Source organism: Pseudoalteromonas sp. SCSIO 43088 (assembly GCF_023650795.1).
Lineage (GTDB): Bacteria > Pseudomonadota > Gammaproteobacteria > Enterobacterales > Alteromonadaceae > Pseudoalteromonas > Pseudoalteromonas shioyasakiensis.
Genome location: NZ_CP072675.1, coordinates 2,040,179 through 2,062,269 on the forward strand (window position 1 = coordinate 2,040,179; position 22,091 = coordinate 2,062,269).

Here is a 22,091-nt window from a genome sequence, read left to right on the forward strand (position 1 = left end):
CAATGAGTATTTTAGGAACCACACAAACCCTTTTCGTTAACGAAATGTCTAACGAAGGTGCTTATTTAGATGGCCGTGATTTAGGCGAAGTATTCTTACCAAGCAAAGAAATTGATTACGATCTAGAAGCTGGCGACAGCGTGCAAGTATTCATTTACTTAGATCACGCAGGTCACCCAACCGGCACTACTAAAAAACCTTTAGCTGAAGTGGGCGAATATGCCCTACTACGTGTTAAAGCAATTAATAGCACTGGTGCGTTTATGGATTGGGGTCTCGAAAAAGACGTACTTGCGCCATACAACGAACAAAAGCCAAAAATGAAAGACGGCTTTTCGTATCTTGTACGTTTATACCTAGATAACGCTAGCCAACGTATTTGTGCATCGAGCAACTTTAATAAGTTTTTATCGAAAGATGAACCAACTTACTCTGTAATGGAAGAAGTTGACTTAATCGTTGCCGGTAAAACAGACTTAGGCTACAAAGTACTCGTAAACGATGCCCACATTGGCGTTGTTTATTACAACACGGTATTTAAAAAACTATTTGTTGGCCAGCGTTTAAAAGGCTTTATTCAAAAAGTACGTGAAGACGGTAAAATCGACGTACTACTTGAAAAGCCAGGCATGGGCAAAGTAAACGACTTAGGCGAAAAAATCTTAGCTAAATTAAAAGCCGAAGGCGGCGTACTTCACTTAGGTGATAAGTCAGACCCAGAAGCAATTAAAAAGACTTTCTCAACCAGTAAAGCAAACTACAAAAAAGCCATTGGTGGTTTGTTTAAGCAAGGTTTGATTGATATTGAAGCGACGTCGATTAGGTTGAAGTAATTTGCGAGTTGCGAGTTGCGAGTTGCGAGTTGCGAGTTGCGAGTTGCGAGTTGCGAGTTGCGAGTTGCGAGTTGCGAGTTGCGAGTTAACAAGATATTGAAGTGTTTGAAAGAGTAAAGCGAAAGCTTTACTCTTTTTTTTCTAGTTTTGATTATCGTAAATTTTTTAAACTATTTTGAGCGATTTTTTGTTAAAGCAAAACCTACTAACAGTCGCAAATGCGGCTATAAAGCTTTGTTATTACTCAAGCGCTTAAACCAATTTATAGCTAAATTCCCATATACAATTAGTAAACCAAAACTTAAATAGCCTAAAAAAAGCCCAACAGTAGTTGGAGTAATTTTTAAATCAAATCCGGATGCTATAAGCAATAGTATGTTCGCTAGGATACTAGAAACAAATATTATTATACATACTGAACTTACGTTTTTAAGACGATTTGCAGTAGATTGGAGTGACACCAAGGCAACAACAAACCAATAGTGATTTATATAGATCTCACCCTTAACCATTAAGATATAAATCATAGTCACTATAAAACTGCTCATAGGTAATAAGGCAAGTCCATTTAAAAATTTACTCATAGCTCCCTCTAGAGTTGAAAATTTAAGTGTTTATTTGGCAAATTGAATTGTGTCGATTCCATGCCCTAGTTTGATTTCCATTAATTCAATCCTTTTAAGCGAAAACAGGTTTTTATATGCAATTAGATATTCGGCTCAACATATCTAAGCCTTGGTTTTGGTTCAAAATAAACCAAGAAGTTATTATCGTCGTTCGCTAAATAGACTCTTAAAACCAACTCACCGCCCCACGCTTGAAAGGCAATTCTTGTAATTTCTTCTTTATAAATATGAAATACTAACTCCGTTCCGTAAAATAACTTTACACTCACTGAGTTATTCATAAATGGTGAATGAGTAAATATTAATTTTTTGTTGTTCTCATAGGTCTTAATGAATGAGAATAGCCCTTCATCATGATCATATTCGCAAGAATAACCAAATCCTTTTTCAAAAAACTCTACTTCATCAGGAAACTCGTATGTCAATTTTACACCTTGCTACAACTGTAATTAATGTACAGTAAAGAGTTTTTGATTACGGGTAATTCTCTAGCTTTCATTAGCAAACAACCTAGCGTCTTCAAGTTGCCCTTCTGTACAAACCCACCGCCAATGAATGTCTTCAATCTTATTGCCTAGTATTGATAACTCTTTTTTTAAGCGGCTTCTATCTCTGGTAAGCCAAAACCAACCACTTAAATTATATCTCACAAAAATAGTTACTTTCGTTTCTTTAAAACTCTCATGATTTAACGAGTCGTTATATAAATCAACTATGTCTTTCTGAATATTTTTGTCCATAAGGAAGTCATTTGCTTCATCAATTTTATTCTCAAACAAATCTAAATACTTCCAATATTCGATGTAAGCTTTAACTAAAATAAGCTTAAGATCACTACCTGTCGGGGCATTCCTAGAAGCTTTTCTTGCAAACTCAAGCATTTCTTCGTTATCACCGCCCCACTTTTCAGATAAAGCAATGATCATGTGCATGTGTGCAGCCCAGTTATAAGGATCTCTAGCTATTGCTTCCTCATAATATTTAAATTTAAGTTCATCGCTATCTGAGTACCATGTAGCTACCATAATCAAGTATGCCCATGGTGTAGGATCCTCTGGTGTTTTATCTGCACATTCTAATAATACTTGCCTAGTTTTATCCAATCGCCTGAAAAACTCTTTCCATTGAGCTTCTGATATTTCAGCTCCACGACCATAGCCCCTTGCAGACCAAGACCATTGTAGTAAACGAGCACCATAACAAAGTAGAGCATCCCCGGAGTCTGGATGCGAATTTGTCCACTTATCTAAAGCTTGAGGAAACATTATTCGAGACATACTTACAGAATAAAAATAACGCTCCTCATGGCTATCTAATGTTTCAAATAACTCTTTAAGGTCACTGTATTGGTCAGGTTTATCTAAAACGTTGTAAGCTTTTATACATCCGTAAGCACATTGTCTACGTTTATTATTCTTATGTTTTCTATGGAAATACATCAACATAGATAAAATTGATAAAGCACACAAAATCAAAAAAATCATTCAAAATCCAAATTTAATAAATAAAGTTTAATGTAGTTTGTAAGTATTCAATGCCTACCAAAAAACGCTAAAATCCAATCATGTTCTTCATCTGTTGATGTTTCTTTATTAACGAACTCTGATATTTCAGCTTTCATTGCTTCAAATTCACTAATCCCCTCTTTTATGTTTGATAACTGAGTTGTATGAAAGAAGCAACCGTAAACCCCACTTGTTAAGGTGTATGGTGCATTAACACTATCTTTTTCAAAAGTTAGGCGAGCACCTTTTGAATGCTCCTCGTCTTTAATTATTTAACCACTTTCAGACCTATCGTTCCTATGGTTTCTCCGTTATCGATTTCACTCCACATATCATACCTTGTAGTTTAGAAAATCAGCTTCGGGTAATAACAATATCGCATTTATAACCACCCATTTCGCTTTCTAAATTATCACTATTATATAAAGTGTATTTACCGGGAACTGTGAAAAGAATCTCATTAAAACCATCAGCTTCCCAGCGAAACCCCATGGTTTCGGGGGTTAAGCTGTCTAAACTTGTAGCTTTAAGCTGAGAAGTAGACATTAAACTTTTCATTTCTTTTGGAGCACTATCAACAACCAAAAATAACCATGTGCTATCAGGTTCACGATAAATAGCTAACTCTTTAAATGAGTTCTCTCCAAACATAATAGAGACGCTACCGTTTACGCTAATTTCATTAGGGCTACAGTCAAAATGCTTTGGTGAATAAGCCCAAACAGTTTCAGGCGATTCATTTCCTTGTATAGCTAAACAAGTAAATGAAACTAATAAAAATAGATAGTTACTCAAAATAATCCTTAGCAACAGATAATTAGCTTAAGCTAGAAATAAAATAGAAAGCTCAAGGTAAAGCTGATGCTCTTCATCAATTGCAACTTATTGTTCATAAACACTTAAAGGTACATAGCTTTTTATACCAAAAGAGTCACTAATAACAAACACATAATAATAAGTAATATCTCAATCAAACAAAGAGTTAATTCAAGTCCACCGCTATACATTTGCTTCTTATACATATTGGAATTGATGGGCAACATACAAAATAACAGCTGCGGTTAGCCAGCACAATAAAGCCAGTCCTAGGTTTTTAAAAGCCTCTTTTTTATGTGAAATCGCAATTGAATTGAAGAAGTTATTAGTTAGAAATAAAAACGGGAAACAACTAACGAGCAATGGATGAGAACAATTTTCTAATGATTTTCTAAATTCAGAGACTGAATTGACAGAAAAAATTACAAACCCAATAAGCAGTGGGATTACTAAAATTGCGAGTACAAATTTTTCCATGTCCTAATATTTTCCTTACGAATAACCTTGAAGCAATTTTATAATTGAAGAAAATTTACAGCTATAGACTAAAAATAATGTGGCACGAGACATAGCATACCGCATTCCTCCTTCTAATATTAACTTGCTAACTTTCTTTTAAATACCTCTAAAGAATACAGATTGTAAGAAGCTTAAAAGATCAGTTTGATTAGAATAATAGTCAGCAATCTCACCCCAAACTTCGAAGTTACTTAAGTTGAACCCGTCTTCTATATCATTATAATAAAGACATCGCTTACCAATTATTGCGACAACCCAAAAGCCATTGCCCTCTTCACCAAATGGATACTGAGTCCATTTTTCAAGCTCGTTTAGTTTAATTTGGTTCCACAGGTTTCTTTCTACAAAAGACATGTTGAACTCAGCAATTTCTATAATGCCTTCTAAATGAGGTTTTGTGATAGGTTTCCAGTTACTCATAATGCTTCTATTTTTGGCGATTTAATTCATCTATAATAAATCACATAACCTTCTGATATTTAGTTTTAATGAAATCAAGAAAGAGACCCTCAATATGTGTTTGCCGAAAATATTTTAACGGCTAACAGATATATCAAAGATAAACAGGTTTTTAAAATAACAAAAGAAAAATTAGCTAATTAAAGCAGCAAAAAAGAATCGTTATGCTTACTTTATCCAAGCATGTTGATATGTGTTAAGTGTCGATTATTACGAAACCTTCAGCCCAATAATCTTTACCAAGTGGGTAACACGATATATAGAAACCACTTTCGTCACAAGCAGCGGGGTTAATATTTGGAAAATCACTAAACCCAGGTTGCTCTTTTAGCCTTCCAACAGCAGCAATTGCCTCTTGCTCAGAAGCATAAATCCCGATTGTCTTTACACATTCATTGTTTTCAGAAATTATGTGCAAATGCTCTAGTAGGTATACTTTATCCATAGAAACCTAACATTTAAATGGTGCGTTCATCGCGCAATACTTTGCAAAGTTAACGCCAATTATCTGGTTTCTATATTTTTAACAAATTCCCTAAGTTATTACTACCACGAAGTTTTTTAAGACATCAAAGTCAAATTAAAATGAGTAATCTGATCGCAACGTTCACTTTCATTGATATATATGAAAAGAGCAGTTTAACAGTTGTTTCAACATGATATTTAGCCAATCTTTATAAACACTTTTTGATCGCTAGAGTTCTAGGGAATTCACCAGATTAAGTATTGTGAGGTTGCCCCAAAAACAAAAAGAGCATTGTATCTAGCGCGATATAAATCACGCTTACAATGCTCTTTAGAGACTATTTTAAAATAACGAGGTTATTTTAGTGAGTCGTTAATTTCTTTTAATGTTGCAACTGGGTCTGCCGATTGGGTGATTGGGCGGCCTACAACTAAATAGTCGCTGCCATCTTCAACGGCTTGTTTTGGTGTCATGATGCGCTTTTGGTCGCCTGCATCGCTGCCTGCTGGGCGAATACCCGGAGTAACCAGTTTAAAGTCTGCGCCAAGTTCTGCTTTTAGCTTTTTCGCTTCTTGTGCTGAGCACACTACCCCGTCAAGGCCTGACTCTTTGGCAAGTTTTGCTAGATAAATGACTTGCTCTTCTGGCGTTTTATCTACACCTAAACGAGTAAGCTCAGCGGCATCCATACTAGTTAGTACAGTTACTGCAATAAGTAATGGAGCATCATCACCAAACTGCTCTAAAGCTTGTTTTGCTTTAGTCATCATTTCAACGCCACCTGAGGCATGCACGTTAACCATCCATACACCCATTTTAGCAGCTGCGGTTACAGCTTTAGCTACTGTGTTTGGAATATCGTGAAATTTTAGGTCTAAGAATACATCAAAACCTAAGTCGATTAGTTCCTTAACAAAGCTAGGACCGAAATACGTGAACATTTCTTTGCCTACTTTAAGGCGACACGTATCAGGCGATAATTGCTTTACAAACGCAAGAGCTGTTTGTTGATCATCATAATCAAGGGCAATTAATACTTTTTTTGAATCTTCGACAGACATAACTTTCCTAAAAACTAATGGACTAATATGAATTAAAAACCGTCTATGCCACGGCTTGGAACAATTGTTTCCCAGTGCTTACAAGATGGACATACCCAATAAATGGTATGACTGGTAAAGCCACAGTGTTGGCACTGAAAATCAGGTTTGGTTGCGATATAAGACGTTACTAGCTTATCAATTTGATCGAGTACATCTTTAATATCGTTGTTTTGTTTGGCAAGTAGCTGTAATAAAAAGCTAAAGCCACGAATAGTCGGATGACGCTTTAAACTATCCGTTAAAAATTTGATTGCTTGCTCGATATGGCCTTGCTCAAGTAAAGCTTGGCAGTGTTTTATTTTTATTAATACGCCACCTTTATCGAGCAGTTCATTCAGTAATTCGTAAAACTGATGCGTTAAATTAAGCTTTTGATAACTGAGCGCTAATTCTTCGATGAATACCGGCGCAAAAAAGGTGAATTGGCTAATAAGCTCGCGCCAATAGTAAATTGCTTTTACATAATCTTCTTTAGTGAAAGCACTGTGGCCAAGCTCATACAACGGGCGAATGGCTTTATGGTTTAAGCTAATGGCTTTACGCATAATTTGCGTATCATTGTCTTGTAAGGCTGCTTCACAATAAAAATTGGCAATCGCTTTTACATGCTGAGGTTTAGTGAATAACTCACTGTGGGCCTCGTACATGTTAATGCCCTTTTCCCATTCACGGGTTTGTGAATAAAGATTAATAATTGGCTCTAAGGCTTCTTTATAGCCTGCCTTAACAAGCCATACTAAATGCTCTTCTGCACCATCTAACAAGCCTGCCATAATGTAATCTTCAGCAAGTTCTAAGCGGCTGGTTGCAGCTTGTTGCTCATCAAGACTTGGATGTTTTAATAGCAGTTCATGAATTTTAATGGCGCGGTCAAGTTCGCCTCGGCGGCGGAACATAGTTGCAAGCGTTGAATAGTGTTCAACAGAATCAGCGGCAACTTCGAGTAGATTAATAAGGTGCTCTAAGCCTTGGTCTTCTTCTCTGTCTAGGAGAAATTTAAGGCCTTTAGAATATTCAGAGGTAATTTGGCGATTAAGCTGATGAGCTTGGTTTTTAGCGCTGTTTTTACCCATTATCCAACCGTAACCGGCTGCAACGGGTAAAAGTAAAAACAGAAGCTCAATCATGATTAGGTGTCTTTATTAGCAACAAGCTTTTTATTGTTTTTTTCAGGCGCTAATTTTTTCTTTAAGCGATAATTTTGCCACTTTAACTGAGAAAACAGTGTAAAGCTTATAAAACAACCAATTGCGACACCTAAAATAAAGCAGATACTTATTACAACAGCTAGGGGCAAAGTATTACTGGCGATTAAATAATTGATTTGCACCAATTGTGGATTCTGTGAACCAAGTACAAACGCAATAAATAAACACAGCGCAATTAATACAATTTTTAATACCCTAAACAAGTAACTACTCCTGTATAAAACTAGGCAATACTCGCATTTACGCGGTCACGTAATTCTTTACCTGGTTTAAAATGTGGTACGTGCTTACCGTCTAACTCAACTGTTTCGCCAGTCTTTGGATTACGACCTGTGCGAGGAGAACGATAATGCAATGAGAAACTTCCAAAGCCACGGATCTCGATGCGATCTGAGCTAGATAATGAGCCGGCCATTTGTTCAAGAATTTCTTTAACGGCATTTTCAACATCTTTCACAGGGATGTGTGCGTGTTGCTCGGCAAGTTGTTCTATCAATTCTGACTTAGTCATAGCGTTTCCTTAAAGAGTGGTAAAGGAAGGGCAAAACTGCCCTTCCAATTTTAAAAGACTAGATATTAGTCTTTTTGAGCATTTTTGAATGCTGCAGCCATAGCGTTTTCGAACGCTGGCTCTTCTTTCTTAAGCTTCTCTAGTACTTCTTTCTCTTCTGCTTCGAAAAGAGCTTTAACAGATAAGCTTAAAGTGCGGTTCTTACGATCAACACCAACGTATTTAGCTTCGATTTCGTCGCCTGCAGAAACTACAGTAGTAGCATCTTCAACACGCTCTTGAGCGATATCAGCTACACGGATGTAACCTTCAACGCCTTCGATTAGCTCAACAGTTGCGCCTTTCGCATCAACTTCAGTCACTTTACCTTTAACAATAGCACCTTTTTTGTTTGCGTCCAGGTAGTTATTGAATGGGTCAGCTTCGATTTGTTTAACGCCTAGAGAGATACGCTCACGCTCTGGGTCAACTTGTAATACGATAGCAGTGATTTCGTCGCCTTTCTTGAATTCACGTACAGCTTCTTCGCCTGGCGTGTTCCAAGAAATGTCTGAAAGGTGAACAAGACCGTCAATACCGCCTTCAAGACCGATGAAGATACCGAAGTCAGTGATTGATTTAATCTTACCAGTAACTTGGTCGCCTTTGTTTTGTAGACGAGCAAATTCTTGCCATGGGTTAGCAATACATTGCTTAAGACCAAGAGAAATACGACGACGCTCTTCGTCGATTTCAAGAACCATAACTTCAACAGTGTCACCTAGTGAAACAACTTTTGAAGGGTGGATGTTCTTGTTAGTCCAATCCATTTCAGAAACGTGTACTAGACCTTCTACGCCTTCTTCGATTTCAACGAAACAACCGTAGTCAGTAAGGTTAGTTACACGACCAGAAAGCTTAGAACCTTCTGGGTAACGACCAGCGATAGCTGCCCATGGATCTTCGCCAAGCTGTTTAAGGCCTAGAGATACACGAGTCTTTTCTTTGTCGAATTTAAGAACTTTAACTGCGATTTCGTCGCCAACATTAACGATTTCTGAAGGGTGCTTAACACGCTTCCACGCCATGTCTGTGATGTGTAGTAGACCGTCAACACCACCAAGGTCAACGAACGCACCGTAGTCAGTAAGGTTCTTAACGATACCTTTAACTTCTTGACCTTCAACAAGGTTAGCAAGAAGCTCTTCACGCTCTTGTGAGTTCTCTGATTCGATAACTGCACGGCGAGAAACAACAACGTTGTTACGTTTTTGGTCAAGCTTGATTACTTTGAACTCAAGCTCTTTACCTTCAAGGTGAGTTGTGTCACGTACTGGACGAACATCAACAAGTGAACCAGGTAGGAAGGCACGGATTGAATCAACTTCAACAGTGAAACCGCCTTTAACTTTACCGTTGATAACACCAGTAACAGTCTCTTGCTCTTCACATGCTTTTTCTAAGCGGATCCACGCTTCGTGACGCTTCGCTTTCTCACGAGAAAGGATAGTTTCGCCGAAACCGTCTTCGATTGCGTCTAAAGCAACATCTACTTCGTCGCCAACAGCAACTTCTAGTTCACCAGCAGCATTTTTGAATTGCTCAGCAGGGATTGCACTTTCAGATTTAAGACCAGCATCAACAAGTACGATGTTGTTCTCGATTGAGATAACAGTACCTTTAACGATAGAGCCTTGCTCTGCTTCAAAACCCTTAAGGCTTTCTTCAAATAACTGCGCAAAATTTTCTGACATTATACGTCTCTAAATAATTAAATAACCAATTAGCAACCATGCTGCATGGGGTTGTTAAAATAGCACTGGCTTCCTGCCGGCACCTTAATAAATTACTTTTAAGCTTTTGGAAGCTTTCCTGCAAGTACGGCTTCGTCGAGTAAATTTACTACTTTATCAAACACTTGCATCGCATTGAGCTCGCTAGTATCAAGCTCAATGGCGTCTTCTGCAGGAACAAGCGGCGCAACTTCACGCGTCATATCACGGTGATCGCGAGCTTTTATGTCCTCAAGTAGACCACTTAGTGTAACATCAAGACCGCGTTCGTTCAACTCAGCAAAGCGACGACGAGCGCGCTCTTCAGCTGATGCGGTTAAATAAATCTTCAATGGTGCATCTGGGAACACAACTGTGCCCATGTCACGACCATCGGCAATTAAGCCGCTCTCAGTACGAAACGCACGTTGACGACGTAATAATGCTTCTCTCACCCGTGGTAATGCAGCAATTTTTGATGCCGCAGCACCCACTTCTTCGTTACGAATTGTGGTTGTGACGTCTTCGCCTTCCAAGACAATTTTAGAAGTATGTGTTTGGCTATCGACCAAAAACTGTACATCTAAGTTTGCAGCTAGCGGAACTAGCGCATCTTCATTATCTAGTTCAATTTGATGATGAAGCGCTGCAAGTGACAGCACACGATAAATCGCTCCACTGTCTAATACATCCCAACCTAATTTCTCGGCTAACAAGCGACAAACAGTTCCTTTACCTGAACCACTTGGGCCATCGATGGTGATTACGGGCATTGATAACGCCTGCATTTATAACCTCCTGCAATGCACACCAAAATAAAACCGCGATATTATACGCCAGTTCTAGAAATAGATCCGCATTTAGAATGTAACTTTTTATATTTTCTTCTGTTTTATTGACTTGAGACAGACTCTAGTACTTTGAAAAACGTTGGAAAAGTTTTGTATGTACACTTAGGATCGTTAATGGTTATCGGCTTTCCGCCAACGGCAACCATTGCAAAACACATGGCAATACGGTGATCGTTATAGGTATCAATCGCTACATCGTTAAATGTTTCTGGTGGTGTAATTTCGATGAAATCTTCACCTTCAACCACTTCTGCACCAACTTTACGAAGCTCAGTCGCCATAGCATATAAGCGATCTGTTTCTTTTACACGCCAGTTATAGATATTACGAATTGCTGTTTTACCTTTAGCAAAAAGCGCAACAGTGGCTAGTGTCATTGCCGCATCAGGGATTGCATTGGCATCAATATCAACCGCGTTTAGTTCGCCTTTACGAACCACCAGCTTTTCATCGTACCAATCGATTTTAGCGCCTACTTGCTCCATAACTTTGGCAAAACCAATATCACCTTGAACAGATGCCGCACCTACCCCGTTAATTTCAATTTCGCCACCAGCTATTGCAGCCGCAGCAACAAAATAAGAAGCGCTTGATGCATCACCTTCAACCATAATACGCTCAAGTGCTTGATACTGCTGACAGCCTTTAACGTAAAATGTTTCGTAATTGTCATGGCTTACTGTAACGCCAAAACGCTTCATTACATCTAGGGTAATATCAATGTAAGGCTTTGATACCAATGTGCCTTTAATGGTGATTTCTGTATCGCCATTAAATAATGGCGCTGCCATTAGTAACGCTGTTAAGAACTGGCTAGAAATGCTGCCATCAATTTCAACTTTACCACCGTTGATTTTGCCGCCTTTTATGGCCAGTGGTGGGTAATCTTTATGCTTAAGGTATTCAACATCACCACCGAGTGCTTGCAGTGCATCTACCAAATGGCCGATTGGGCGCTCTTCCATACGAGGCTCACCCACCAGCTGGTACTCGCCTTCTACAGCAGCTAAAACTGCTGTTAGTGGACGATAAGCTGTACCGGCATTACCTAAAAATAAAGGCTCGCTTGGGGTTTTAAATTTACCTGCAACACCCTCTACGGTGGCCACTGTTTTATCTTCATTAAGCGATACATTTACGCCTAAAAGATTTAATGCACCTAGCATGTGACGAATGTCATCACTGTCTAGTAGGTTTTCAACAACCGTTGTGCCCTCAGCAAGAGCAGCTAGTAACAAAATACGGTTTGATAAGCTTTTTGAGCCTGGTAGTGTCACACTACCATTTACCTTTGTAATCGGTTCAAGACGAAGCTGTTCCATAATTAGCTGTTCTCCTTGGCGAATTTTTCCATAAAATTAACCAAGGCTTGAACACCTTCAAGTGGCATCGCATTATAAATGCTTGCGCGCATACCACCGACAATACGGTGACCTTCAAGGGCTAATAAGCCTGCTTCTTTTGATTCACTAATGAATTTATCATTCAGAGATTCGTCGTTTAGCCAAAATGGTACGTTCATTCGCGAACGGCAATGCTTAGCAACTTTGTTGCTGTAAAAATCTGAGCTATCAATGTAGTTGTAAAGAAGTTCTGCTTTTGCGATGTTTTGTTCTTCCATCGCTTTAACGCCGCCGTTTGCTTCAAGCCATTCAAATACTTCAGCAGCTAAGTACCACGCGAATGTCGGTGGTGTATTATACATGCTGCCTTGTTTTGCTTCTAATGCGTAATCAAGAATACCTGGCTTTGCAAGACCTTCACGCTCAAGAAGCGTTTTGCGAACAATAACAATCGATAAACCAGACGGACCAATATTCTTTTGTGCGCCAGCGTAAATAAGATCAAACTGATTTACGTCAAACTCGCGCGATAAAATAGTCGATGACATATCAGCCACAATCGGTGCTGATGGGTGTGATGGCACGTCAAAAATTTCAATGCCATCTACGGTTTCATTCGGACAATAGTGAATGTATGACGCATTAGCAGGTAATTCCCAGCTGCTTGCTGGTTTTATAGAGAACTGGCCATTTTGCTGCTCATCATCACGTACATTGATGCTTTCAACTGCAGTGAATTTTGCCGCTTCTGAAGTAGCCCCTTTAGACCATACACCGTTTTCACAGTACACAGCTGGCTTATCATCAAGGTGAAGATTCAGTGGCACAGCACTGAATTGACCACGGCCACCGCCGTGCATAAATAACACTTCAAACTCATCGCTAATATTCATTAAACGACGCAGGCTTGCTTCACATTTAGTGGTAAGCGCTAAAAAGTCGCTGCTGCGATGGCTAATTTCCATCACAGAGACACCTAAACCTTGCCAATCTATAAATTCTTTTTGTGCTTTTTGCATAACTGCCGGCGGTAGCATTGCCGGTCCTGCACAAAAATTATACTTAGTCATTACTTTGCCTCATTCCAGTAATTATAGTGCGGATAAAAAAAGCGGCCGAAGCCGCTTTTTAAATCAATGTTATTCTGAAGGTGGGTTATCACCCGTTTCTTCAGTATTGGTATCGACTACTTCAACGGCCTCGCCTTCGATGGCTTCAAGCTCATCAACTTCGATTTCTTCGATACGTTGTAAACCAACTACTTGCTCTTCGTCAATAGTTCGTATCAAAATAACGCCTTGAGTATTACGACCAACCGTAGAAACCTCGTTTACACGGGTACGTACTAAGGTACCGCGATTCGAGATAATCATGATTTCGTCGTTATCGTCAACTTGTACTGCACCAACCACAGCGCCATTACGCTCGCTTACTTTGATTGATACAACACCTTGTGTTGCACGGCTCTTCGATGGGTAATCTTCAAGTGCTGTACGCTTACCGTAACCGTTTTCTGTCACAGTTAGGATTGCACCATCTGACTTAGGTACGATTAACGACACAACGCGTTGGTCATCAGCCATCTTAATACCACGAACACCTGTTGCTGTACGACCCATTGGACGTACACCTTTGAAGCGGATTTCTGGGTTACCGTTTTCGTCTAGAACTGGGTTACCATTTTCATCAACAACTTCTGTCTCTTCTGCTTCTTTAAAGCGAACAACTTTACCAGCATCAGTGAATAGCATGATTTCATTCGTGCCATCAGTGATATCAACACCAATTAGGCTATCGCCTTCATTTAGGTTAACTGCGATGATACCGCTCGCACGTTGACGGCTGTATGCTGTAAGTGGTGTTTTCTTAACTGTACCAAACGCAGTTGCCATGAAGATGTATTTATCTTCTTCGTACTCACGTACTGGTAAGATAGCAGTAATACGTTCATCAGCTTCAAGAGGTAATAAGTTAACAATTGGCTTACCACGCGCTGCACGGCTTGCTAATGGTAACTGATATACTTTCAACCAGTATAAGCGACCTGCTGTTGAGAAGCACAGGATTGTATCGTGCGTGTTAGCAACTAATAGACGTTCGATGAAGTCTTCATCTTTCATCTTCGTTGCTGATTTACCTTTACCACCACGACGCTGTGCTTCGTAGTCAGATAATGGTTGATACTTAACGTAACCTTCATGAGAAAGCGTTACAACAATGTCTTCTTCATTGATTAGGTCTTCAAGGCTAATATCGTGAGCAGCTGCACTGATTTCAGTACGACGTTCGTCACCATATTGCTCTTTAATTTCTACTAGCTCGTCGCGGATAACTTCCATTAGACGCTCTGGGCTTGAAAGAATATGTAAAAGCTCAGCAATTAGATCAAGTAAGTTTTGGTACTCGTCTAAGATCTTCTCATGCTCAAGACCCGTTAGTTTGTGTAAACGTAGGTCTAGAATTGCTTGTGCTTGTTGCTCAGATAAATAGTACTGACCGTCACGGATACCTAAATCAGCCGCTAACCAATCAGGACGTGCTACGTTATCCTCACCTGCTTTTTCAAGCATCGCTTTAACAGTGCCTAGTTCCCAAGGACGTGCTGTTAGTGCAGCTTTTGCTTCTGCTGGTGTTGGCGACTTACGAATAAGTTCGATAATTGGGTCGATATTCGCAAGGGCAATCGCTAAGCCTTCAAGCGTGTGAGCACGGTCACGGGCTTTACGTAAATCGAATACGGTACGACGTGTAACAACTTCACGGCGGTGTACGATAAACGCTTCAAGCATTTCTTTTAAGTTGAAACACTTAGGTTGGTTGTTATCAAGTGCAACCATGTTCATACCAAACACAGTTTGTAACTGAGTTTGTGCATATAGGTTGTTTAAGATTACTTCACCAACATCACCACGTTTGATTTCGATAACGATACGCATACCGTCTTTATCTGATTCGTCACGTAGTGCGCTAATACCTTCAATCTTCTTATCTTTAACAAGCTCCGCGATCTTTTCAATAAGGCGAGCTTTGTTAACTTGATAAGGGATTTCGTGAACGATGATTGTTTCACGACCGGTTTTTTCGTCAACTTCGATTTCAGCGCGAGCACGGATATATACTTTACCACGGCCGGTTAAGTACGCTTGCTCAATGCCTTTTTTACCATTGATAATCGCCGCAGTCGGGAAATCTGGACCTGGGATATATTCAATAAGGTCAGCAATTGACATATCAGGGTTTTGAATAAGCGCTAAACAACCATTGATAACTTCTGTTAAGTTATGAGGTGGAATGTTTGTCGCCATACCAACCGCGATACCCGAAGAACCATTTACTAATAAGTTAGGTACTTTAGTAGGTAATACGTCAGGAATTTGCTCAGTACCGTCGTAGTTTGGTACGTAATCAACCGTTTCTTTTTCTAAATCAGCTAATAATTCATGTGACATTTTCGCCATACGGACTTCCGTATAACGCATTGCTGCCGCAGAGTCACCGTCAACAGAACCAAAGTTACCTTGGCCGTCAACAAGCATGTAGCGTAATGAGAAAGGCTGCGCCATACGAACGATGGTGTCATATACCGCGCTGTCGCCATGTGGGTGGTACTTACCGATTACATCACCAACAACACGTGCTGATTTCTTGTAAGGTTTATTCCAATCATTATTGAGTTCGTTCATTGCAAATAAAACGCGGCGGTGAACTGGCTTTAAGCCGTCACGTACGTCTGGCAATGCACGTCCTACGATTACACTCATCGCGTAATCAAGGTAGGAGTTTTTTAATTCATCTTCAATATTGACTGGCAGAATTTCATTGGCGAGATCAGTCATTTGATTTCACATTCCTTCAGTATTGACTCATTAAGAGGCAAACCGCCGTCTTAAGAGCTTTAGTTATTATTTCCAGACCATGCTATCACAATTTATTTAGATTTACAGGCGCTAAATCTTTGCGATTTATTAATTTCCCCCTATATAATGGCCTCAGATTAACGAGGAAGTTTTTTATGACCGAGCATCAAAATGTAGATAATGCAGAAATTGCAAAGTTTGAAGCCATCGCAGAACGTTGGTGGGACCGCGACGGAGAGTTCAAACCCCTTCATGAAATAAATCCTCTACGTTTGGATTTTGTCGCTGATAAAGTAGGCGGCCTATTTGATAAGGAAACCTTAGATGTTGGCTGTGGTGGCGGCATCTTAAGTGAAAGTATGGCGCGTATGGGCGCTAAAGTAACCGGCATCGATATGGGTCAAGAGCCACTTACCGTTGCTAAGTTACATAGTTTAGAAACAGGCGTACCTGTTGATTATATAAAAGTACCTGCAGAGCAATTTGCTGCTGAGCACCCTGCTCGCTTTGATGTAGTGACTTGTATGGAAATGCTTGAGCATGTTCCTGACCCTGCTTCTATTATTCGTGCTGTCGCTGAGCTTGCTAAACCGGGCGCCGATGTATTCTTTTCAACATTAAATAAAACACCAAAAGCTTATTTGTTTGCTATTGTCGGTGCTGAAAAGCTTTTAAAAATGGTCCCTGAAGGTACACATGACCATAAAAAGTTTATCAAACCTGCACAGCTTATTGCATGGGCAGAAGAAGCGGGATTAAAAGTACGCGCCAGTACCGGCCTTCATTATAACCCGTTTTCTAAGCAGTACAGCTTAAATGATGATGTAAGTGTTAATTACATCCTGCACTTTGAGAAACTAGCCTGATGAGTGGTGTGCAAGCACCCTCTATCGATTTTGATGCGTTTATCTTTGATTTAGATGGCACACTACTCGATACCGCTGATGACTTAGGTGGTGCATTAAACCGAGTGTTAGCAGACGCCAATGTGGCGCCTGTTGCTGAGCATGTTTATCGCCCTGCTGCTTCTAACGGTGCAAATGCATTATTAGAAGTGGGCTTTGGTGATAAATGGCCTGAACTTGAACAACTCGCTTTACGCCAACAGCTTCTGGATTACTATGCCGAAGATATTGCTGTGCACAGTAAATGTTTCAATGGCATAGAACAGCTTTTAATTGCACTTGAGCAAAACAATATTAAGTGGGGCATTATGACTAATAAGCCCGGCTTTTTAACTGAGCCCTTAGTGCAAGCTATTCCCTCTTTGCGTGATGCAAAAGCGGTTGTGAGTGGCGATACATTAGCTGTGTCAAAACCATCACCGGATCCACTACTACACACCGCTGAGATCTTAGACGTTGATCCGAGCCGTTGTTTGTATATCGGTGATGCTGAACGTGATATTCAAGCTGCAAAAGCGGCCAATATGTACAGCGCAACAGCGTTATGGGGTTATATACCCAGTGTAGACGCTGCACTTGGCTGGCAAGCGGATTTCAATTGGCAAACGCCGATTGATGGTTTTAACCATATATAGTGTTATTTGATAACTGAAACACCATATATTGTGATTTGATTTACTTTTGAGCATTCATTGATGATAAAAAAATCAGTCAAAATTTATTTTTAAAAACGGTAAATTTTCTGGATCTTTTGTTGATTTCTACAAATTTCGTCGTCTATGAATGTTCAAAGGTTAATGGTCACTAACACAATGCGTTTATCCAATAGTTATCCACAAAATGGGGCAATTCTATCCCTTGCAAAACAGCGCAGACCACACTATCTTGTGATCTGCAATTTAAACAACACCAGATATTGTGGCTAAATGTTATTCAATTAGATCACCCTGGCGTTTAATAATAATAATTACATAAAGAATACCTTTGTCTTTACAACTATAATTTCCCAAGGAATACAGGCAAAACTATGAACCAACAGCTATCTGTAAGCAAACGTGACGGCCGTAAAGAGTCACTTGATCTAGATAAGATCCATCGCGTGATCGCTTGGGCCGCAGAAGGTCTAGAGAATGTGTCTGTCTCACAAGTTGAATTAAAATCACATATTCAATTTTACGACGGCATTCGTACCGATGACATTCATGAAACAATCATCAAAGCTGCAGCTGATCAGATCTCTAAAGATACGCCTGATTACCAATACCTAGCTGCTCGCTTAGCTGTATTCCATTTACGTAAAAAAGCGTACGGTCAATTTGAGCCACCACGTTTATACGATCACATCACGAAATTAGTTGAAGACAAGCGTTATGATCAACACCTGCTTGTTGATTATACCGAGCAAGAAATTGACGAGTTAGATGCTTACATCGATCACAACCGTGACTTAAACTTCAGCTACGCTGCTGTAAAGCAACTTGAAGGTAAGTATTTAGTTCAAAACCGTGTTACTGGTGAAATCTACGAAAGTGCACAGTTTTTATATATCTTAGTTGCTGCAAGCTTATTCTCTGATTATCCAAAAGAGACACGCCTTGATTATATCAAGCGTTTTTATGATGCAGTATCTACATTCAAAATTTCATTACCTACACCTATTATGGCAGGTGTACGTACCCCTACACGTCAGTTCAGCTCATGTGTACTTATTGAATGTGGTGATAGCCTAGATTCTATTAATGCAACATCGTCTGCGATTGTTAAATACGTTTCGCAACGTGCAGGTATTGGTATTAATGCCGGTCGCATCCGTGCCCTTGGTAGCCCTATTCGTAACGGCGAAGCGTACCACACAGGTTGTATTCCTTTTTATAAGCACTTCCAAACAGCAGTTAAGAGCTGTTCACAAGGTGGTGTTCGTGGTGGCGCAGCAACGTTGTTCTACCCACTTTGGCACTTAGAAGTTGAAAACCTACTTGTTCTTAAGAACAACCGTGGTGTTGATGATAACCGTGTACGTCACCTTGACTACGGTGTGCAGTTCAATAAATTAATGTATAGCCGTTTAATCAAAGACGATTACATCACATTATTTAGCCCTTCAGATGTACCGGGTCTATACGATGCGTTCTTTGAAGATCAAGCAAAGTTTGATGAGCTATACATCAAATACGAGCAAGACGAGTCAATTCGTAAAAAACGTATTAAGGCGATTGAGTTATTCTCAATGTTTGCACAAGAGCGTGCGAGCACAGGTCGTATCTACTTACAAAACGTTGACCACTGTAATACGCACAGCCCGTTCATCTCGACTGTGGCGCCAATTCGTCAATCTAACTTATGTTTAGAAATTGCATTACCAACTAAGCCACTTAGCAATGTAATGGATGAAGAAGGTGAAATTGCACTTTGTACGCTTTCAGCGTTTAACTTAGGTGCAATTGAATCACTTGACGAATTAGAGGAACTTGCTGAACTTGCAGTACGTGCCCTTGATAACTTACTTGATTTCCAAGACTACCCTGTTCCTGCGGCGAAAAACGCGACTATGGGTCGTCGTACGCTAGGTATTGGTGTTATTAACTACGCATACTACTTAGCGAAAAATGGTAAGCGTTACTCAGATGGCAGCGCAAATGCCCTAACTCACAAAACATTTGAAGCAATTCAATATTACCTAATGAAAGCATCAAATGAGTTAGCGAAAGAACGTGGTGCGTGTCCTAAATTTAACGAGACAACGTATTCTCAAGGCATTATGCCAACAGATACTTACAAACGTGACCTAGATCAGTTCTGTGATGAGCCTCTTCACTTAGATTGGGATTCATTACGCGAAAGCATTAAAGAGCACGGTATGCGTAACTCAACGCTATCTGCCCTTATGCCTTCAGAGACATCATCGCAAATCTCTAACGCAACAAATGGTATTGAGCCACCACGTGGTCATATCAGCGTTAAAGCAAGTAAAGATGGTATCTTAAAGCAAGTAGTGCCAGATTATGAAAATCTGAAAGATAACTACGAGCTACTGTGGGATATTCCTTCAAACGATGGTTACCTACAACTGGTTGGTATTATGCAAAAATTCGTTGACCAAACGATCTCTGCAAACACTAACTATGATCCATCTAAGTACGAAGGCGGTAAAGTACCTATGAAGGTGCTATTAAAAGACCTACTGACTGCGTATAAACTTGGTGTTAAAACCCTGTACTATCACAACACACGTGATGGTGCATCAGACTCTCAAGATGAGTTAACACCAGAGGTAGAAGATGACGGTTGTGCAGGCGGCGCTTGTAAAATCTAATTAAATTAATAACATAACAAAAGCGGGCTCATTAGCCCGCTTTGTCCTGACTGTTTTTTGAGAAATCACTATGTCATATACAACTTTTAGCCGAAATCATAATAACCAATTACAAGAACCGATGTTTTTCGGCCAAACGGTAAACGTGTCACGTTACGACCAACAAAAGTACCCTATCTTCGAAAAGCTAATTGAAAAGCAACTTTCGTTCTTTTGGCGTCCTGAAGAAGTTGATGTAAGTAAAGACCGTCTTGACTTCCAAGCGTTACCAGAGCACGAAAAGCACATCTTTTTAAGTAACTTAAAATATCAAACGCTACTTGATAGTGTGCAAGGTCGTTCGCCTAACGTTGCGTTACTACCTATTGTGTCTATTCCTGAGCTAGAAACTTGGATTGAAACATGGGCATTTAGTGAAACTATTCACAGCCGTTCATACACACACATTATTCGTAACGTTACGCAATCTCCTGAACTTATCTTTGACGATATCGTAAGCAACGAGAAAATCAGTGAGCGTGCTGATGCGGTAACTAAGTATTACGATGATTTAATAAACATGATTTCTGTTTACAACCTATATGGTGAAGGTAAACATGTGATCAATGGTGAAGAGGTTAAAGTCAGCTTATTTGATCTTAAAAAGCAACTTTACCTAGCAATGATGTCGGTTAACATCTTAGAAGCGATTCGTTTCTATGTAAGCTTTGCTTGTTCATTTGCTTTCGCTGAGCGTGAATTAATGGAAGGTAATGCAAAAATCATCAAGCTAATCGCCCGTGATGAAGCGTTACACTTATCTGGTACACAGCACATCTTGAACATTATGCAAGAAGGTAAAGACGACCCAGAAATGGCAATCGTTGCGGCACAATGTCGTGAAGAAGCAATTCAGATGTTTGTTGAAGCAGCAGAACAAGAAAAAGATTGGGCAGAATACCTGTTCAAAGATGGTTCTATGATTGGTCTTAACAAAGATATCTTATGCCAATACGTTGAATACATCACTAATGCACGTATGACTGCAGTAGGCCTACCTGCACAGTTTGAAAGTAAGAGTAACCCTATTCCGTGGATCAACTCTTGGTTAGTATCAGACAATGTTCAAGTTGCTCCACAAGAAGCTGAAATCAGCTCTTACCTTGTTGGTCAAATTGACTCTCAAGTTGATGCATCTGACTTTGGTGACTTCGACCTGTAATGAGCTCAAACAAAACTGCAGAGGTTATCCTTGCAGGAACAGACAGCCAGAATCTTGAATTTGATTCTGGCTGTTCATCTCTCCTTGAATGCCTAGAACAAAACAAAATAGATGTCCCCTACCAATGCCGTGAAGGTTATTGTGGCGCTTGCCGTGCAAAATTAATCGAAGGTAATGTGAGCTATAATCAAGAGCCACTTGCGTTCGTGAGAGCTGGCGAAGTGTTACTGTGTTGTAGTAAACCCAATGGGAAAGTAAAAATTGAGCTTTAATGCCAAATAAGCTCACTGGTTTGGTAGAAATTTTCTTTATCCGACACACTCACCATTTGCTGATCAATCGTAACATCCCACTGTAAGTTTTTAGTTAGATGACTCGCTAATTCCTCAATAAAGCTGTTATCAAACGCAATTAAATGACCATTATTGATAAGTTCCAACTGGTGTTCATTTTCTTTAAGCCAATCATTGTTTAAGGTTGTCACGACCCATAGTTCATCGACCCGCTTAGCGATTTTGTTGAGCTGTAAAATATCTGGTTGGTCAACAGCAAGCCATGTTTGATAGTGGTCATCAAGCGCTTTTATTGATACATCTGGTTCAGCATGACTGAACCTTGCATTCAATATGGCTGTTTCGTTGTGTGAAAATAAGCAATAACTTAAAAGCTTGAGTACAAAGTGTTGATAGCTTTCACGACGGTCACAAGCAGTGGTAAACACCTCTTTGTGATTACGGTGCTCTCTTAAATCAGCAATGGTAAAATTTGCTTTGAATACCCTATTTTTATCAGACATAAGATTTGGCCATCTTGGTGTAACAGTC

At 39.7% G+C, this 22,091-nt stretch carries 23 protein-coding genes; 6 read left to right on the forward strand and 17 right to left on the reverse strand.

Features of this window, described 5'->3' with window-relative positions; translation table 11 throughout:
* The first annotated feature begins 2 nt into the window (after positions 1-2).
* Positions 3-833, forward strand: coding sequence for a CvfB family protein (locus tag J8Z28_RS09505; RefSeq protein ID WP_250659314.1), 831 nt, complete (start codon positions 3-5; stop codon positions 831-833).
* A gap of 224 nt (positions 834-1,057) precedes the next feature.
* Here J8Z28_RS09505 and J8Z28_RS09510 read toward each other — a convergent pair whose 3' ends face one another.
* The 16 genes from J8Z28_RS09510 to gyrA form a co-directional block, all read right to left on the reverse strand.
* Entirely contained in the window at positions 1,058-1,417 is a 360-nt protein-coding gene (locus tag J8Z28_RS09510; RefSeq protein WP_250659315.1) for a hypothetical protein, read from the reverse strand.
* Positions 1,418-1,539: 122 nt separating this feature from the next.
* Complete coding sequence (locus tag J8Z28_RS09515; RefSeq protein WP_250659316.1) at positions 1,540-1,884, reverse strand: hypothetical protein; 345 nt, start codon at positions 1,882-1,884, stop codon at positions 1,540-1,542.
* A 63-nt stretch (positions 1,885-1,947) separates the two neighbouring features.
* Positions 1,948-2,943: a tetratricopeptide repeat protein gene (locus tag J8Z28_RS09520; RefSeq protein WP_250659317.1), complete on the reverse strand. Its 996-nt coding sequence runs from the start codon at positions 2,941-2,943 to the stop codon at positions 1,948-1,950.
* 375 nt (positions 2,944-3,318) lie between these two features.
* Positions 3,319-3,759: a hypothetical protein gene (locus J8Z28_RS09525; RefSeq protein ID WP_250659318.1), complete on the reverse strand. Its 441-nt coding sequence runs from the start codon at positions 3,757-3,759 to the stop codon at positions 3,319-3,321.
* A 219-nt stretch (positions 3,760-3,978) separates the two neighbouring features.
* Positions 3,979-4,257, reverse strand: a complete 279-nt coding sequence (locus J8Z28_RS09530; RefSeq protein ID WP_187489239.1) for a hypothetical protein — start codon at positions 4,255-4,257, stop codon at positions 3,979-3,981.
* Positions 4,258-4,395: 138 nt separating this feature from the next.
* Positions 4,396-4,719, reverse strand: a complete 324-nt coding sequence (locus tag J8Z28_RS09535; protein WP_063705468.1) for a hypothetical protein — start codon at positions 4,717-4,719, stop codon at positions 4,396-4,398.
* Between the two features lie 235 nt (positions 4,720-4,954).
* A complete protein-coding gene (locus J8Z28_RS09540; protein WP_063705472.1) occupies positions 4,955-5,203 on the reverse strand; it encodes a hypothetical protein in 249 nt (82 codons plus the stop codon).
* Positions 5,204-5,580: 377 nt separating this feature from the next.
* On the reverse strand, positions 5,581-6,285 hold the full coding sequence (pyrF, locus tag J8Z28_RS09545; protein WP_062564454.1) for an orotidine-5'-phosphate decarboxylase: 705 nt from the start codon (positions 6,283-6,285) through the stop codon (positions 5,581-5,583).
* 32 nt (positions 6,286-6,317) lie between these two features.
* A complete protein-coding gene (lapB, locus tag J8Z28_RS09550; RefSeq protein ID WP_058585078.1) occupies positions 6,318-7,454 on the reverse strand; it encodes a lipopolysaccharide assembly protein LapB in 1,137 nt (378 codons plus the stop codon).
* A gap of 2 nt (positions 7,455-7,456) precedes the next feature.
* Positions 7,457-7,738, reverse strand: a complete 282-nt coding sequence (locus tag J8Z28_RS09555; RefSeq protein WP_054551349.1) for a lipopolysaccharide assembly protein LapA domain-containing protein — start codon at positions 7,736-7,738, stop codon at positions 7,457-7,459.
* 20 nt (positions 7,739-7,758) lie between these two features.
* Positions 7,759-8,046, reverse strand: coding sequence for an integration host factor subunit beta (gene ihfB, locus J8Z28_RS09560; RefSeq protein WP_036968575.1), 288 nt, complete (start codon positions 8,044-8,046; stop codon positions 7,759-7,761).
* A 65-nt stretch (positions 8,047-8,111) separates the two neighbouring features.
* Complete coding sequence (gene rpsA / locus J8Z28_RS09565) at positions 8,112-9,779, reverse strand: 30S ribosomal protein S1 (protein ID WP_054551350.1); 1,668 nt, start codon at positions 9,777-9,779, stop codon at positions 8,112-8,114.
* Positions 9,780-9,877: 98 nt separating this feature from the next.
* Entirely contained in the window at positions 9,878-10,585 is a 708-nt protein-coding gene (gene cmk, locus J8Z28_RS09570; RefSeq protein WP_250659319.1) for a (d)CMP kinase, read from the reverse strand.
* 104 nt (positions 10,586-10,689) lie between these two features.
* Entirely contained in the window at positions 10,690-11,970 is a 1,281-nt protein-coding gene (gene aroA / locus J8Z28_RS09575; RefSeq protein WP_063528810.1) for a 3-phosphoshikimate 1-carboxyvinyltransferase, read from the reverse strand.
* Between the two features lie 2 nt (positions 11,971-11,972).
* Entirely contained in the window at positions 11,973-13,061 is a 1,089-nt protein-coding gene (gene serC / locus J8Z28_RS09580) for a 3-phosphoserine/phosphohydroxythreonine transaminase (RefSeq protein ID WP_250659320.1), read from the reverse strand.
* Between the two features lie 69 nt (positions 13,062-13,130).
* Positions 13,131-15,827, reverse strand: a complete 2,697-nt coding sequence (gyrA, locus tag J8Z28_RS09585; RefSeq protein WP_250659321.1) for a DNA topoisomerase (ATP-hydrolyzing) subunit A — start codon at positions 15,825-15,827, stop codon at positions 13,131-13,133.
* Between the two features lie 176 nt (positions 15,828-16,003).
* On the opposite strand from gyrA, the gene ubiG reads away from it, so the two are divergent.
* The 5 genes from ubiG (at position 16,004) to yfaE (ending at position 21,539) form a co-directional block, all read left to right on the forward strand.
* Positions 16,004-16,714 carry a bifunctional 2-polyprenyl-6-hydroxyphenol methylase/3-demethylubiquinol 3-O-methyltransferase UbiG gene (ubiG, locus tag J8Z28_RS09590; RefSeq protein ID WP_058585083.1) on the forward strand — a complete coding sequence of 237 codons (711 nt, stop codon included), beginning with the start codon at positions 16,004-16,006 and terminating at the stop codon, positions 16,712-16,714.
* A complete protein-coding gene (locus J8Z28_RS09595) occupies positions 16,714-17,388 on the forward strand; it encodes an HAD family hydrolase (RefSeq protein ID WP_063528553.1) in 675 nt (224 codons plus the stop codon). The genes ubiG and J8Z28_RS09595 overlap by 1 nt, the downstream gene beginning before the upstream one ends.
* 392 nt (positions 17,389-17,780) lie before the next feature.
* Complete coding sequence (gene nrdA, locus J8Z28_RS09600) at positions 17,781-20,066, forward strand: class 1a ribonucleoside-diphosphate reductase subunit alpha (protein ID WP_054551357.1); 2,286 nt, start codon at positions 17,781-17,783, stop codon at positions 20,064-20,066.
* A gap of 70 nt (positions 20,067-20,136) precedes the next feature.
* Positions 20,137-21,267: a class Ia ribonucleoside-diphosphate reductase subunit beta gene (gene nrdB, locus J8Z28_RS09605; RefSeq protein WP_054551358.1), complete on the forward strand. Its 1,131-nt coding sequence runs from the start codon at positions 20,137-20,139 to the stop codon at positions 21,265-21,267.
* Complete coding sequence (gene yfaE / locus J8Z28_RS09610) at positions 21,267-21,539, forward strand: class I ribonucleotide reductase maintenance protein YfaE (RefSeq protein WP_250659322.1); 273 nt, start codon at positions 21,267-21,269, stop codon at positions 21,537-21,539. Before nrdB ends, yfaE begins: the two co-directional genes overlap by 1 nt.
* Here yfaE and J8Z28_RS09615 read toward each other — a convergent pair.
* Positions 21,536-22,063 (reverse strand): YaeQ family protein, encoded by a 528-nt coding sequence (locus J8Z28_RS09615; protein WP_063529254.1) that lies wholly within the window; start codon positions 22,061-22,063, stop codon positions 21,536-21,538. The two genes, yfaE and J8Z28_RS09615, sit on opposite strands and share 4 nt — an antisense overlap.
* Positions 22,064-22,091 lie beyond the last annotated feature (28 nt).

What these genes read in the sequence shown, in the direction of transcription:
- J8Z28_RS09505 (WP_250659314.1), top strand. Translation starts at nt 3, where the DNA reads ATGAGTATTTTAGGAACCACACAAACCCTTTTCGTTAACGAAATGTCT.
- J8Z28_RS09510 (WP_250659315.1), bottom strand. Translation starts at nt 1,417, where the DNA reads ATGAGTAAATTTTTAAATGGACTTGCCTTATTACCTATGAGCAGTTTT.
- J8Z28_RS09520 (WP_250659317.1), bottom strand. Translation starts at nt 2,943, where the DNA reads ATGATTTTTTTGATTTTGTGTGCTTTATCAATTTTATCTATGTTGATG.
- J8Z28_RS09530 (WP_187489239.1), bottom strand. Translation starts at nt 4,257, where the DNA reads ATGGAAAAATTTGTACTCGCAATTTTAGTAATCCCACTGCTTATTGGG.
- J8Z28_RS09535 (WP_063705468.1), bottom strand. Translation starts at nt 4,719, where the DNA reads ATGAGTAACTGGAAACCTATCACAAAACCTCATTTAGAAGGCATTATA.
- J8Z28_RS09540 (WP_063705472.1), bottom strand. Translation starts at nt 5,203, where the DNA reads ATGGATAAAGTATACCTACTAGAGCATTTGCACATAATTTCTGAAAAC.
- pyrF (WP_062564454.1), bottom strand. Translation starts at nt 6,285, where the DNA reads ATGTCTGTCGAAGATTCAAAAAAAGTATTAATTGCCCTTGATTATGAT.
- lapB (WP_058585078.1), bottom strand. Translation starts at nt 7,454, where the DNA reads ATGATTGAGCTTCTGTTTTTACTTTTACCCGTTGCAGCCGGTTACGGT.
- ihfB (WP_036968575.1), bottom strand. Translation starts at nt 8,046, where the DNA reads ATGACTAAGTCAGAATTGATAGAACAACTTGCCGAGCAACACGCACAC.
- rpsA (WP_054551350.1), bottom strand. Translation starts at nt 9,779, where the DNA reads ATGTCAGAAAATTTTGCGCAGTTATTTGAAGAAAGCCTTAAGGGTTTT.
- cmk (WP_250659319.1), bottom strand. Translation starts at nt 10,585, where the DNA reads ATGCAGGCGTTATCAATGCCCGTAATCACCATCGATGGCCCAAGTGGT.
- aroA (WP_063528810.1), bottom strand. Translation starts at nt 11,970, where the DNA reads ATGGAACAGCTTCGTCTTGAACCGATTACAAAGGTAAATGGTAGTGTG.
- serC (WP_250659320.1), bottom strand. Translation starts at nt 13,061, where the DNA reads ATGACTAAGTATAATTTTTGTGCAGGACCGGCAATGCTACCGCCGGCA.
- gyrA (WP_250659321.1), bottom strand. Translation starts at nt 15,827, where the DNA reads ATGACTGATCTCGCCAATGAAATTCTGCCAGTCAATATTGAAGATGAA.
- ubiG (WP_058585083.1), top strand. Translation starts at nt 16,004, where the DNA reads ATGACCGAGCATCAAAATGTAGATAATGCAGAAATTGCAAAGTTTGAA.
- J8Z28_RS09595 (WP_063528553.1), top strand. Translation starts at nt 16,714, where the DNA reads ATGAGTGGTGTGCAAGCACCCTCTATCGATTTTGATGCGTTTATCTTT.
- nrdA (WP_054551357.1), top strand. Translation starts at nt 17,781, where the DNA reads ATGAACCAACAGCTATCTGTAAGCAAACGTGACGGCCGTAAAGAGTCA.
- nrdB (WP_054551358.1), top strand. Translation starts at nt 20,137, where the DNA reads ATGTCATATACAACTTTTAGCCGAAATCATAATAACCAATTACAAGAA.
- yfaE (WP_250659322.1), top strand. Translation starts at nt 21,267, where the DNA reads ATGAGCTCAAACAAAACTGCAGAGGTTATCCTTGCAGGAACAGACAGC.
- J8Z28_RS09615 (WP_063529254.1), bottom strand. Translation starts at nt 22,063, where the DNA reads ATGTCTGATAAAAATAGGGTATTCAAAGCAAATTTTACCATTGCTGAT.